Annotated in this window: 13 protein-coding genes; 10 read left to right on the top strand and 3 right to left on the bottom strand. The window is 43.4% G+C overall.

Annotated features, from left to right (window positions below):
* The first annotated feature begins 10 nt into the window (after positions 1-10).
* From U5K72_01285 to hypF, 7 genes are read left to right on the top strand one after another with little or no spacing between them, the layout of a single operon-like run.
* Entirely contained in the window at positions 11-1,465 is a 1,455-nt protein-coding gene (locus U5K72_01285; protein ID MDZ7717434.1) for a Ni/Fe hydrogenase subunit alpha, read from the top strand.
* A 3-nt stretch (positions 1,466-1,468) separates the two neighbouring features.
* Positions 1,469-1,945 (top strand): hydrogenase maturation protease, encoded by a 477-nt coding sequence (locus tag U5K72_01280; GenBank protein MDZ7717433.1) that lies wholly within the window; start codon positions 1,469-1,471, stop codon positions 1,943-1,945.
* 23 nt (positions 1,946-1,968) lie between these two features.
* Positions 1,969-2,529 carry an IS5 family transposase gene (locus tag U5K72_01275; GenBank protein ID MDZ7717432.1) on the top strand — a complete coding sequence of 187 codons (561 nt, stop codon included), beginning with the start codon at positions 1,969-1,971 and terminating at the stop codon, positions 2,527-2,529.
* Entirely contained in the window at positions 2,526-2,753 is a 228-nt protein-coding gene (locus U5K72_01270; GenBank protein ID MDZ7717431.1) for a hypothetical protein, read from the top strand. Before U5K72_01275 ends, U5K72_01270 begins: the two co-directional genes overlap by 4 nt.
* Positions 2,746-3,108, top strand: a complete 363-nt coding sequence (locus U5K72_01265) for a hydrogenase maturation nickel metallochaperone HypA (protein ID MDZ7717430.1) — start codon at positions 2,746-2,748, stop codon at positions 3,106-3,108. The genes U5K72_01270 and U5K72_01265 overlap by 8 nt, the downstream gene beginning before the upstream one ends.
* Before the next feature lie 10 nt (positions 3,109-3,118).
* Complete coding sequence (gene hypB, locus U5K72_01260; GenBank protein MDZ7717429.1) at positions 3,119-4,000, top strand: hydrogenase nickel incorporation protein HypB; 882 nt, start codon at positions 3,119-3,121, stop codon at positions 3,998-4,000.
* A gap of 15 nt (positions 4,001-4,015) precedes the next feature.
* The gene (gene hypF / locus U5K72_01255; protein MDZ7717428.1) at positions 4,016-6,289 is read left to right on the top strand and encodes a carbamoyltransferase HypF; all 2,274 of its coding nucleotides are present in this window, start codon (positions 4,016-4,018) and stop codon (positions 6,287-6,289) included.
* Between the two features lie 86 nt (positions 6,290-6,375).
* On the opposite strand, the gene U5K72_01250 is transcribed toward hypF, so the two are convergent.
* Positions 6,376-6,882 carry a low molecular weight protein-tyrosine-phosphatase gene (locus U5K72_01250; GenBank protein ID MDZ7717427.1) on the bottom strand — a complete coding sequence of 169 codons (507 nt, stop codon included), beginning with the start codon at positions 6,880-6,882 and terminating at the stop codon, positions 6,376-6,378.
* Between the two features lie 274 nt (positions 6,883-7,156).
* Between U5K72_01250 and ileS the strand changes: the two genes are divergently transcribed.
* From ileS to U5K72_01235, 3 genes are read left to right on the top strand one after another with little or no spacing between them, the layout of a single operon-like run.
* A complete protein-coding gene (ileS, locus tag U5K72_01245; GenBank protein MDZ7717426.1) occupies positions 7,157-10,327 on the top strand; it encodes an isoleucine--tRNA ligase in 3,171 nt (1,056 codons plus the stop codon).
* Between the two features lie 11 nt (positions 10,328-10,338).
* Positions 10,339-10,743: a TraR/DksA C4-type zinc finger protein gene (locus U5K72_01240; GenBank protein ID MDZ7717425.1), complete on the top strand. Its 405-nt coding sequence runs from the start codon at positions 10,339-10,341 to the stop codon at positions 10,741-10,743.
* A gap of 11 nt (positions 10,744-10,754) precedes the next feature.
* Positions 10,755-11,408: a signal peptidase II gene (locus U5K72_01235; GenBank protein ID MDZ7717424.1), complete on the top strand. Its 654-nt coding sequence runs from the start codon at positions 10,755-10,757 to the stop codon at positions 11,406-11,408.
* Here the strand turns inward: U5K72_01235 and ribB are convergent.
* Both ribB and yajC read right to left on the bottom strand, forming a co-directional pair.
* Positions 11,400-12,620: a 3,4-dihydroxy-2-butanone-4-phosphate synthase gene (ribB, locus tag U5K72_01230; protein MDZ7717423.1), complete on the bottom strand. Its 1,221-nt coding sequence runs from the start codon at positions 12,618-12,620 to the stop codon at positions 11,400-11,402. The two genes, U5K72_01235 and ribB, sit on opposite strands and share 9 nt — an antisense overlap.
* A 55-nt stretch (positions 12,621-12,675) precedes the next feature.
* Complete coding sequence (gene yajC / locus U5K72_01225; GenBank protein MDZ7717422.1) at positions 12,676-12,999, bottom strand: preprotein translocase subunit YajC; 324 nt, start codon at positions 12,997-12,999, stop codon at positions 12,676-12,678.
* Positions 13,000-13,015 lie beyond the last annotated feature (16 nt).

Raw genomic sequence — 13,015 nt, 5'->3', positions numbered from 1 at the left:
TGGAGCTATTATGAGCAAAACAATCACCATTGATCCGGTTACCAGAGTAGAGGGCCACGGACGCGTAACTATTCACCTCGATGACGAGGGTAATGTTGATGAAACCTATTTTCATATTGTCGAATTTCGTGGATTCGAACGGTTTATTCAGGGTCATCCATATTGGCAGGCTCCAAATCTTGTTCAACGATTGTGTGGCATTTGTCCTGTGAGCCATCATCTGGCCGCAGCGAAGGCGATTGATCAAATTGTGGGAATCGACCCAAAAGATCTTTCAACGGGAGCGACAAAATTGAGAAGATTACTGCATTACGCTCAAATCTTCCAGTCTCATGCACTTCATTTCTTCTATCTTGCCTCGCCGGATTTGCTTTTTGGCGTAGATGCACCGCCTGAGAAAAGAAATGTTGTGGGCGTGGCTGTTGAAAACAGGGAATTGGCAGTGAAAGGAATTACAATGCGAAAGTTTGGCCAGGAACTTATTAAAGCACTTGCCGGAAAAAAAATTCATGGAACACTGGCGGTCCCGGGTGGGGTCTATAAATCACTTAAAGCGGAAGAACGGGATACTTTTTTAAATGGCAAGGAGTTTCCGGACATCGACACCATGATCAAGTGGTCACAGGAGATGGTTGATTTTATGAAGGATTATCACACCAAAAACCGGGTATTTCTGGACACTTTTGCAGCTTTTCCATCCGGACACCTGGGCACTGTGAGAACGGACGGCGCACTGGAACTATACGACGGTAAATTGCGAGCAATCGATTCTGAGGGAAATATCACTCTGCCGGATGTGGAACCGGATGATTACCTGGAATATTTTTCGGAAGCCGTTGCCAAATGGTCGTATATGAAGTTTCCATATTTGAAAAGTGTAGGCAGAAAGAAAGGCTGGAATCGTGTCGGGCCTCTTGCCAGAATGAATATCTGTGATTACATATCTACACCACTGGCCGAAAAAGCACGCCGTGAATATTTCGAATTTACAGGATCAAGCGTGAACAACAGCACGATGTATTCTCACTGGGCCCGGTTGATTGAAACACTTCACTGTGCAGAATTGATGAAAGAACTGCTGTTGGATCCGGATATTCTGGATGAAAATGATCTGGTTCGTGAGGGGAACGAACGCAATGTTGGAATAGGAATCATTGAAGCACCCCGGGGCACGCTTACACATCATTATGAAGTGGATGACAAAGGGATGATTGTGCGGTGTAATTTGATCGTTTCGACGACTCATAACAATGATGCCATGAATGAAGCGGTAAAATGGGTTGCAAACAATGTTATAAGCCGCGAGAAAACTATAACGGAAGGGATGCTGAACCAGGTGGAGGTGGCCATCAGGGCTTACGATCCCTGCCTTAGCTGTGCAACCCAAGCGATGGGAAAAATGCCACTGAAAGCGGAACTGTACGATCATGAAGGCACATTGATCGGAGAAAAAACTAAAAATTAAATCATGCGTACGTTATTGATCGGTATCGGAAATGGTTCGCGCGGAGATGACGCATTGGGATGGCTTTTTTTGAATGATATTGAGGGAAAAGATCCCGGCAGATTTGACCTGGAGTATCGCTATCAGCTGCAAGTAGAAGATGCCGACATAATTAGTAAATATGAAAGGGTGCTTTTTGTGGATGCGACGGAAGAACTGATTCCGAAAGGTTATGCATTAAAAAAATGTGAGCCTGCACGTTCCTACTACTTTTCATCTCATCTGCAGAGCCCGGAAGCGGTACTTTATCTGTGTGAGACGCTTTATCGGAAAACGCCGGAGGCCTATGTGTTGCCTATTAAAGGGTACAGATGGGAACTTGGTGAACCGTTGAGCGACAAAGCGTCAAATCACTTACAAAGAGCACTGGATTTATTTCGGTCGTCCGAACTATATAAACAAGCTCAAATTAAAGAAATCGAAACAGAAGAACTGTTTTGACTAAATTATGATAGTTTAAAATTTTGATCCTCCAGCGCTATTATAACCTCAGTGACCAGCAAACCGAATATCAAATCCTGGATCGGCTGAGCTTTTGCCGGTTTTTAGAGTTGAGCCTTGATGATAAGGTTCCTGACGAGAAAACGATTTGGGATTTCCGGGAGCGGCTCACCAGTTCTGGTTTGGAGAAGGAACTCTTTGAGGTGTTCGCCGGGTTGTTAGCCAGCCATGGCTTGATTGCCCATCAGGGGCAACTCATGGATGCCAGTTTTGTAGAAGTCCCCCGTCAGCGAAACACACGCGAGGAAAACAAGGCGATTAAAGCCGGTCAGCCCCCTTGCGAATGGGAAGAGACCCCCAACAAGAAACGCCAGAAAGATACCGATGCGCGCTGGACAAAGAAAAATGGGGTCTCCTATTATGGGTATAAGGACCACCTGAAAGTCGATAACAAATACAAACTCATTGGGGCCTATAGCGTCAGCGATGCGTCCGTCCACGATTCGCAGGTCCTTGAGGAGTTGCTCGATGAAACCGATAAAGACCAACCATTGATATATCAACACAAAAAAATTAAATCATGAACTACTTTCGTAAAATATTTTTGACAGCCATACTGATAATCATCGTAAATCAGGCATCACTGTTTGCACATTCGGGTCATGGAGAAACTGCCGGACACTCATTGCTGCACTATCTAACTGAACCGATGCATGCAATCATATTGGGCACTGTTGTATTCTTGATTGCAACCAGCTGTACATGGCTGATATTTAGAATGAAAAAGAGGGCTAAAGCACGTGCATGAACTTTCGATCGTACTTAATATTGTCGAGATAGTGGAAAAAGAAGTGTTCAAAGCTGACGCAGAATCGGTTTCTGCCGTTGAGCTGGATATCGGCAAACTGAGTACAATCGAACCGGCGGCATTTGAGTTTGCCTGGAAACATGGAATTCGAGACAGTGTGCTTGAAAGGGCAGAGTTGAAAATAAACTACATTCAGGGCATGGGTAGGTGTAGCGAGTGCAATACACTCTTTGAAATGAATGCACTTTATGACTCTTGTCCGGAATGTGGATGTTATTTCTCCGAAATTATAGAAGGAAAGGAGATGAACATCAAAACGATACGGATTGAAGAGAGATTAAAATCTGAAAAGTAGAGGTAAAATTATGTGTATAACATGCGGATGCGGCACCGACAGTGCCCACATTGTAACTGAGAATCACGACCATTCCCACGGGAGTAACAAAGGGCATATGCATGCACACGCTCATCAGCATGCTCATGAAACAGCACACGGTCACCATCACCATGCTCATGAGTCGCGAGAGGGTCACGATCATTCACACTCACACACCAATAACGAGATGGGCCAACAGAACACCGGGAGCAGAATGATCCATCTCGAAAAAGATATTTTGCACGAAAATGCACTATTGGCTGCCAGAAACCGAGGTTATATAGATGCGAAAGGTATCCTGGCCATCAATTTGGTGAGTTCACCCGGTTCAGGAAAAACAATGTTACTGGAGCGCACGCTCACAGACCTGAAAGGAGAACTCTCGTTTGGAGTGATAGAGGGAGATCAGCAAACATCCATGGATGCGGATCGAATTGAAATGACCGGGTCAAAAGCGGTTCAAATCAACACAGGAAAAGGTTGCCACCTGGATGCACATATGGTGCTGCATGCAATCCAGGAGTTGAAGCCGGCAGAGAATAGCCTGCTGTTTATCGAAAATGTAGGAAACCTGGTATGTCCCTCAATGTTTGATTTGGGCGAAAATGAACGTGTTGTGATTATCAGCGTAACCGAGGGAGACGATAAACCACTCAAGTATCCCGATATGTTCCACACGTCAGGAGTTTGTATCATTAACAAAATGGATCTGCTTCCCTATGTCCCGTTTGATTGCGACAAACTGATTGAAAACGCAAAAAAAATCAATCCGAACCTGATCTTTTTCCAGGTAAGCTGCACTACCGGTGATGGTCTCGATTCCTGGTACGACTGGCTCAGGGAGCGCTCTGCCGAGTTGAGAAACGGATGATACAACCGAAACCTTATGCCAACCTATCACCTACATTTTAAAGGAGTTGTTCAAGGGGTTGGTTTTCGGCCGTTCGTGCTGGACTCGGCGCGGTCAAGAGGGCTGAAAGGCCGGGTTAAAAACAGTGGAAAAGGGCTTGAGATCGTTATTACTGCGGATGAGGAATCGGTACGATCTTATTATGATTATTTGGCTGAGCATGCACCGCCCCAATCACTGATTACCAGCCGTACTATTCGCAAAATAGCGGATCAACAATACGAAGATTTTCAAATTGAGGAGAGTTCAACCGGTAAAAAAACCGGGGCGCTTCTTCCGCCCGATATTGCGCTCTGCGATCGCTGCCGGGATGAAATGAAAGAAAAAACAAACCGGCGGTACAGATATGCTTTTACAACCTGCCTGAATTGCGGCCCCAGATATTCAATCATTCGAAAACTGCCATACGATCGCCCTCATACCACGATGGCGGAACTTGAGATGTGCCGGGATTGCCAAGCGGAATACGAAGAACCGGGAGCTATTCGACAGCACAGCCAAACCAATTCATGTCCGGCCTGTTCTATTCCGATAACTCTTTACGATTCACAGAAGAAGGTTGTGGAACGTGATCCGGAAAGAGTCATACAGTTTTGTACACAATCATTAAATGAGGGTCAGATATGGGCAGTAAAAGGAATCGGAGGGTATTTGCTGCTGGCAGATGCTACCCGTGAAAAGAGTGTACAAACGTTGCGGATCAGGAAAAAAAGACCTTCAAAGCCATTTGCGGTGATGTATCCGAATCTGAAATCCGTGAAGAATGATGCGTGGATAGGCCCAAATGAAGAGAAAGCGCTGAACAGTGCAGATGCACCGGTTTTGCTGGCATTGCGAAAAGCAGAGCCGGCTTCAGGGCTATGCTGTGAGGCTGTGGCACCGGGACTCCAAACAATCGGGATTTTACTTCCCTACAGCCCGCTTTTTGAGCTGATACTTTCGGGTGTGAACCGCCCGCTGATTGCGACAAGTGCAAATCTGAGCGGGTCTCCCATTATTTATGATGATCAACAGGCATTGGATCATTTAGGATCCATTGCCGATTATATTCTGACATTTGACAGAGAGATCGTGACACCCCAAGACGATAGTGTTGTACAGTTAGCCAAAAATGGCGAAAGGATTATTTTGAGAAGGAGCCGTGGGTTGTCACCGAATTACACTCCGCATCCATTCAGAAAAATGGATAAACGGGTACTTGCGACAGGGGCAGATCTGAAAGGTGCTTTTGCAATTGCTGACCGTGAAAAATTGATTGTCAGCCAATATCTGGGAGATCAAGGGTCATACGATTCACAACTTGCTTATCAAGCTACATTGAAGCATGTTCAATCACTCTACTCATTTGAACCTGAGGTTGTTCTTGCAGATAGTCATCCCGCATATCATAGCAGAGCCTTGGCGGAGAAAGTTGCTGAAAAAGCAGATGTGAAATTGCATACGATTCAGCATCATAAAGCTCATTTTGCAGCCGTCCTCTCAGAAAATGGTCTTCTGAAAACGGACAAAGAAGTTCTCGGATTTATCTGGGATGGGACCGGATATGGAGATGATGGGCAGATTTGGGGAGGTGAAATCTTTAAAAAGGATCAGGGTGGGATCAAAAGAAAGCTGCATATGGATTACTTTCCGGTTTTAGCCGGAGATAAAATGAGCCTGGAGCCTCGGTTGTCTGCCATTTCGGTTTTTGCTGAAATTCCCGAAGCTGAGCCGATATTACGAGCTCAATTCAATGAAAAAGAGTGGGATTATTATCAAAAACTGCTTTCAGTTCCGGCAAAACTTAAAACTTCATCGATGGGCAGATTGATCGATGCGGTTGCAGCTATTTTGGGAATCAGTTCATATAACAGTTATGAGGCAGAAGCAGCTATAAAACTTGAAAGCAGAGCGAGAAACAGTCAGGGGCTCGATTTCGGTGATTATAAATTTGAGATTTGCGATGATATTATAAACTGGAAGCCGGCCTATATCGGTATCCTGGACGATATCCGGCAGGGCAGGAACATCGAATACATTGCCGGGGGCTTTTTTAACTCACTGGGGAAATTGGTTTTTCAGATAAGCCGGCAAGCAGGTGTAAAAGATCTGGCATTTAGCGGAGGGGTATTTCAAAATGTCGCGTTGGTTAATGCATTGCTAAATCAAAAACCGGATGATACGCGGCTATGGTTTCACAAAAGTCTGAGTCCCAATGATGAAAATATACCGTTTGGCCAGGTTGCCTATTATGATCATTATTTGACATAATTGATTTCAAGGGTTGGATGTTGGCGTATAAATATATTTTTACGACATCATCCTTTTTTGAATTGCGTATTCGGTATTAAAAAATGTCAGTCATCAACTATGGAATTCTCAAGCTCATCCAACAAAGCCTCGCTACTGCGTTTAACCACATCAAAAACATTTTGAAATCCGTTCATTCCTCCATAATAGGGATCGGGTACGGCTTTGTCTTCCGGCTGGGGATCAAACTCCCGAAGTAATTTGATCTTGTCTGAATGGCTTGGATTACCATTCAGGGACTGAATATTTCTTAGATTTTCATGATCCATCGCCAGGATGAGATCAAACTCTTCAATGTCAGTTTCTTTAAATCTGCGGGCTTTTGAGTGTAACTTTATCCCTTCTTGGTTTGCCACCCATTGGCTTTTGCTGTTTGCCGGTTCACCAATATGATATGCGGATGTTCCGGCGGAATCCACAAAGAAATAGGGTTCTAAGCCTCGTTCATTCACAAGGTGCTGGAATACACCCTCAGCGGTTGGGCTTCGGCAAATATTGCCTAAGCATACAAAACAGATTTTAAATGGGTTTTCCTTTGTAATTTTTTGATTCATTTTCTCAGTTTTATCCTTCTGAATTGTGATTTAAAATACAACAGATGATGCATGTTTAACAACCAAACTGTGCTTTGAATCAACATTGATTCGATGCAGTAACGTTTTCATCTCAAGAAAATTTAATCTGATTTTCTTTGCGAATGACTCTATCTTCAATGCCTCAAAAGCTCAGACCAAAAAATCGACATATAGCAAAGTATTTTGATTGTATAGCTTTTCGTATATTGTAGGCTTACATCAAATTTTTAGAATGTGAACGATAAAGTTCAAAATGGCTAAAAAATTCAGCGAAGTTAAACAGCTTGCCTATCCAAAGGCAGAAGTTGAAATCTTAAATTGGTGGAAAGAGCATCAAATTTTTAAAAAAAGTTTGGATACCCGGGATGACGGGATTCCATTTACTTTTTTTGAAGGTCCTCCAACCGCAAACGGCAAACCGGGCATTCATCATGTGATGGCACGTACCGTAAAAGATCTGTTTTGCCGTTACAAAACCCTAAAAGGATTTCGGGTTGAACGTAAAGGCGGCTGGGATACTCACGGACTGCCGGTTGAAATAGAAGTTGAGAAAGAACTTGGGCTTGAAGGACGTTCCCAGGTAGAAGAGTACGGAATGGCAAAATATAATGCCAGGTGCCGGGAGAGCGTTCTTAAATACAAAGACCTTTGGGATGATCTTACGGCCCGAATTGGTTATTGGGTGGATCTGGACGATCCATACGTAACATTTGAAAACGACTATATTGAATCTGTTTGGTGGGCTTTTAAGCAGCTTTATGATAAAGGCCTTGTTTATAAAGGATATAAAATTCAGTGGTACTCACCGGGCAGCGAAACTGTACTTTCCTCTCATGAAGTTAGTTTGGGATATGAGGAAACCCAGGATCCGTCGATCTATGTAAAATTTCCGCTTGAAGCTGATGAAAATGTGTATTTCCTCGCCTGGACAACGACACCGTGGACCATTATTTCTAACATGGCACTCGCTGTTAATCCAAACCTTGAATATGTAAAAATTCGGGTAACGGAAGATGATCAGACAGAATATTATATACTGGCCAAAGACTGTCTTGATGATGCGATCAAACATGATTACGAAATTGTTGATACCTATAAAGGTTCGGAACTGATTGGGTGGATATATAACCCGATTTTTGATTATGCACTTGATGAGATTGAAAAAGAGGAAGCCTGGCGTGTTCTTGAAGCTGATTTTGTAACAACCGAAGAGGGAACGGGAGTGGTTCATATTGCACCTGCATTTGGTGCAGATGACTATGAAATCTGTAAAAAATTCGAAATACCACTCTTTAATCCTATCAACGAAAGTGGACGTTTTTCAGAAGAGGTACCGGATTTTGAAGGCCAGTGGTTTAAAGATGCCGATAAAGAGATTAACCGTGCTATTAAGGAAAAAAACAAGATGTACTGGCACGAGACATATCTGCACAACTATCCATTCGACTGGCGTAAAGGAACCCCGCTGATGTCGTACCCGGTGGAATCCTGGTTTATCCGAACGACCGATATTAAAGACAAGATGGTCAAATTCAATAAAGAGATTAACTGGAAGCCGGAAAGTACCGGTACCGGCCGTTTCGGAACATGGCTGGAGAACAATGTAGACTGGGCGGTTTCTCGTCAGCGATACTGGGGTACACCCATTCCAATTTGGGTGAGCGACAAAGATCCCGAGTATGTGGAGTGTATTGGCAGTATTGAGGAGTTGCGCAAGAAAGCCGGAATTGACGAGAATGAGGAGATTGACCTTCACCGACCGCATATTGATGAATTTACATGGGAATGCCCGAAAGGAGGTACGATGAGGCGCATACCGGATCTGCTTGATGTTTGGTTTGATTCCGGTTCCATGCCGTGGGCGCAGTGGCACTATCCATTTGAAGACAAGAAAAAATTCAAGGAAAATTTTCCAGCTGATTTTATTGCCGAGGGGGTTGATCAAACCCGCGGTTGGTTCTATACATTGCATGCTTTAGGGACCATGCTGTTTGATAAGCCGGCATATAAGAATGTTGTTTCCAACGGCTTGGTTCTCGATGAGAACGGCGAAAAAATGAGCAAGTCGAAAGGAAACAGTGTGGACCCAACCGAGGTGATTCAAAAATTTGGGGCCGATACGGTTCGCTGGTATATGATGAGTAACTCATCCCCCTGGGAAAACCTGAAGTTTAGTGAAGAGGGTTTGAGTGAAGTTCAGCGAAAATTCTTTAATACTATCGTAAACACCTACTCCTTCTTCGCGATGTATGCAAACATCGACGGATTTACCTACTCTGGTTCTTCTATTCCAAGTGCAGAGCGAACAGAGATGGACCGATGGATCATATCTCGTTTAAATTCCACGGTAAAACTTGTGGATGAATACCTGGAAGAGTATGAGCCAACCAAAGCTGCCCGTGCTGTAGAGAATTTTGTGGAGGAGTTAAGTAATTGGTACATCCGCCGAAACCGCAGACGCTTCTGGAAAGAGGGTAAAAGTCTTGATAAGACAGCAGCCTATCAAACACTGTTTGAATGTCTGCTTAGTCTTTCCAAAATTGTATCGCCCATTGCACCGTTTATGGGAGAGTGGTTATTTCAGCGATTGAATGAAGTAGCAAAGAAAGATGAAGAATCTGTTCACGTCTCATTTTATCCCGTGGTTGAAGAAACCGCAATTGATAAACAACTCGAACGCCGAATGGATGTGGCCAGGATTATCAGTTCAGTTGTACTTCGAATCAGAAATCAAATAGATGTTAATGTTCGGCAGCCGTTGGCGAGAATTATTCTGCCAATTGATAAAGATGAACAATCTGTCGTAGAGTCGGTAAAAGATATTATATTAGATGAAGTAAACGTTAAGGAAATTGAATATGTAAAAGACGAGTCCGGGATTGTAAGTAAGTCCGCCAAACCTAACTTTCCGGTTCTTGGAAAACGGCTTGGAAGTAAAATGAAAGCTGTTGCGGCAAAAATAAATGATCTTGGTAACGAAGAAATCACTAAGTTTGAAGAAGACGGTGTGATTGAGTTAACCCTGGATGATGACGAGACCGTTCGAATTTCATCCGATGAGCTCGAAATTCAACGAACCGGTTTGAAAGGCTGGTCTGTTGAAACAGAAAAAGGTATTACAGTTGCTGTTGATACCGAACTAACACCTGAATTGATCCAGGAAGGTCTGTCGCGCGAATTCGTCAACAGAATTCAAAACATGCGCAAGGAAGCCGATTTTGAAGTAACTGACCGAATTGTTGTTGGTTTTTCAGGATCCGAGCAATTAACCAAGGCAGTGGACTCTTCGTTGGAGAATATAAAATCAGAAATTTTGGCCGAAGAAATTAGCACCAGTTTATTGGATGTATCAGATTTCATTAAAACCTGGGAAATCGAGGGAAATGAAACAGAAATTTCGATACGCCGAACAATTAACCATTAATATTTAGTGTTATGGCAGCATCAAAAGAATCAGAAAAAGAAGAAAGAGTTTCTCCCTATAGTGATGAAGAACTTGAGTATTTCCGCGAGATTATTATAAAAAAAAGAGATGAAGCGGAGAATGAGTTAACCACTTTGCAAAACCTTCTTCGGGAAAGTATGGAGAACGCCTCTGATGAATCGGCATACTCTTTTCATATGGCTGATGCAGGTACAGACGCCCAGGAGAGGGAAAAAACGTACATGCTGTTTAATCGGACCAAGAAGTTTATTCGCTATTTGGATGATGCTCTAAAACGAATTGACAACAAAACCTATGGCGTTTGCAAAGTAACCGGTAAAAAAATTGCAAAAGGCCGCCTCGAAGCAGTGCCACATACCCAGTTAAGTATCGAAGCAAAACTGAAAAGACGATAATTGAGTGTGGTTTGTCTGATAAAGGAAAAAAATTAATAACTCTTTTTTCGCCGATTGTCCTTGTTTTGGTAATCGACCAGATTTCTAAATACCTGGTACGTACCTCACCGGATCTTCAGCATATGGATATTATTGAGGGATGGCTTGCATTTAATTTTACCAAAAACCCCGGAATGGCACTCGGTATGGACTGGCTTTCTACGCCGGTAATCAGTTCCATTGCAATTCTTGCCACGATTGGAATTCTGGTTTATGTGCTTTTTAATTTAGGTCAGGCTACGTACGCTTACCTGGTTTGTATGGGATTGATCCTGGGCGGTGCACTTGGCAATATTATGGACCGGATTTTTATGGGGATTATCGGCGGATACGGAGGTGTTCTGGATGGGCATGTTGTTGATTTTATTCATTTCAATCTTGAGATAGGTGAAACACCTGTATTTCCCTACATCTTCAATGTGGCGGATATTGCTATTAGCACTTCGATTATTATTCTGCTTCTGTTCCACAAAAAAATAATGCCGGTTGAAGATGAGGCCGATAGTTCAGAAGAGAATCAAGAGGAGAAGATATATTACCGATCTGAGGAGGAGTTTATTGGGGTAAATCCAAATGAGGAGAAGAAGATTGGTGGGGAACCAGGCAGTAACTCACCGTCACTCTAACATCAGCTTTTTCAGGAACCCCTCTTTCGTTTGTGGCTTGTCTAATTTTTCGTTTGATTCGTCCGGATCATGATCAGTAGGTATCGAAACTTCCTCAACCATCTCAAGGCCAAAACTTTTCAAGCCTACTCTTTTTACAGGATTATTGGTAAGCAGCCGCAGTTTTCGAACACCGAGTGAATGCAGAATCTGTGCGCCAACGCCATAATCCCGGTAGTCCATCCGAATTCCAAGTTTCTTCTGTATCTGTTTCTTGTTGAGCCCGTCTTCCTGCAGTTTTAGAGCTTTAATTTGTTCAATAATGCCATAATCTCTGTTCATCTGATCCATGTATAACACAACCCCCTTACCGGCGCGCTCAACCATTTTCATGGCTTGATGGAGCAGCTCGGTTTTATCACTTCGTTTACTGCCGAAAATATCAGCCAGGGGAGTAGATGAATGAACACGTACAAGTACAGCTTCAGAGGGATCCCAGCTTCCTTTTACAAAAGCCAGGTGATGATCATTGGTCAGTGTTTCAGAAAAAACATGCAGGTCAAAATCGCCATAAATAGTTGGCATATCTATATTTAGATCCTCCTTAACCAGGGATTCATGCTCCATCCGGTAGGCAATTAAATCCTTGATGGTGATGATCTTCAAATCAAATCTTTCGGCCATCTCCATAAGGTTGGGAAGACGTGCCATCTCTCCGTCGTCCTTCATAATTTCACAAATAATACCAGCTGGCTGGAGCCCTGCAAGACGTGCAAGATCAATGGCAGCCTCGGTATGTCCGGCGCGCCTTAAAACACCGCCATTTGCAGCAACAAGAGGGAAAATGTGTCCGGGCCTCCGGAAGTCTTCAGGATCTGCTTCCGGGTTGATAAGCTCAAGAATGGTATTCGCTCTGTCAGGTGCAGAAATTCCCGTAGTCGTTTTCTGCTTATGATCCACTGAAATGGTAAATGCTGCTTCATCGGGATCGGCCCCTTCCGTTACCATAAAATCCAGATCCAGCTCGTAGGCTTTCTCCTGAGTGATAGGCACACAGATCAATCCACGCCCATATTTGGCCATTAAATTTACGGCATCAGGTGTTGCTTTGTCCGCAGCCATCAGAAAATCGCCCTCATTTTCGCGATCTTCATCATCTACCACAATGAGCATTTTCCCGTCACGGATATCCTCTATTGCTTCTGGTATTGTATGAAAGGTAAACTCGGACATAAAATTGGGAACCTTCCGTAAATTAGATTATTGACAAATCAAAAGTGATCAGCGTTTATTTGTCTTTATTGGGGTTTACGTCTGTAATAGAGCTTTTTTGAAATCGTGCCTTCACACCACTATCAATCTCTAAAAGAACAGTATCTTCATCAATAGAATTCACATTTCCAAGCATGCCGCCGCCGGTTACCACTTTATCTCCCTTTTTCATTTCACTCACTTTCTTTTGAATCTCTTTTTGGCGCTTGGTTTGCGGACGAATGATAAAGAAGTAAAAAACAAAGAAAATAGCTCCCAGGAAAAGCAGGTTGATCATAGCTCCGCCTCCGCCTTCCCCGCCGGGAGGTGACATCATAAAAAAGGTATATAGGTAAGTCATATAGATTAGTATCTGT

The organism is Balneolaceae bacterium, assembly GCA_034521495.1.
Lineage (GTDB): Bacteria > Bacteroidota > Rhodothermia > Balneolales > Balneolaceae > Rhodohalobacter.
Note: the sequence above shows the minus strand (reverse complement) of the source record. Positions and strands in the feature narration are given on the sequence as shown.

Bases quoted from the DNA above. Each gene is read 5' to 3' on its own strand.
- U5K72_01285 (MDZ7717434.1), top strand. From the start codon at position 11: ATGAGCAAAACAATCACCATTGATCCGGTTACCAGAGTAGAGGGCCAC.
- U5K72_01280 (MDZ7717433.1), top strand. From the start codon at position 1,469: ATGCGTACGTTATTGATCGGTATCGGAAATGGTTCGCGCGGAGATGAC.
- U5K72_01270 (MDZ7717431.1), top strand. From the start codon at position 2,526: ATGAACTACTTTCGTAAAATATTTTTGACAGCCATACTGATAATCATC.
- hypB (MDZ7717429.1), top strand. From the start codon at position 3,119: ATGTGTATAACATGCGGATGCGGCACCGACAGTGCCCACATTGTAACT.
- hypF (MDZ7717428.1), top strand. From the start codon at position 4,016: ATGCCAACCTATCACCTACATTTTAAAGGAGTTGTTCAAGGGGTTGGT.
- U5K72_01250 (MDZ7717427.1), bottom strand. From the start codon at position 6,882: ATGAATCAAAAAATTACAAAGGAAAACCCATTTAAAATCTGTTTTGTA.
- ileS (MDZ7717426.1), top strand. From the start codon at position 7,157: ATGGCTAAAAAATTCAGCGAAGTTAAACAGCTTGCCTATCCAAAGGCA.
- U5K72_01240 (MDZ7717425.1), top strand. From the start codon at position 10,339: ATGGCAGCATCAAAAGAATCAGAAAAAGAAGAAAGAGTTTCTCCCTAT.
- ribB (MDZ7717423.1), bottom strand. From the start codon at position 12,620: ATGTCCGAGTTTACCTTTCATACAATACCAGAAGCAATAGAGGATATC.
- yajC (MDZ7717422.1), bottom strand. From the start codon at position 12,999: ATGACTTACCTATATACCTTTTTTATGATGTCACCTCCCGGCGGGGAA.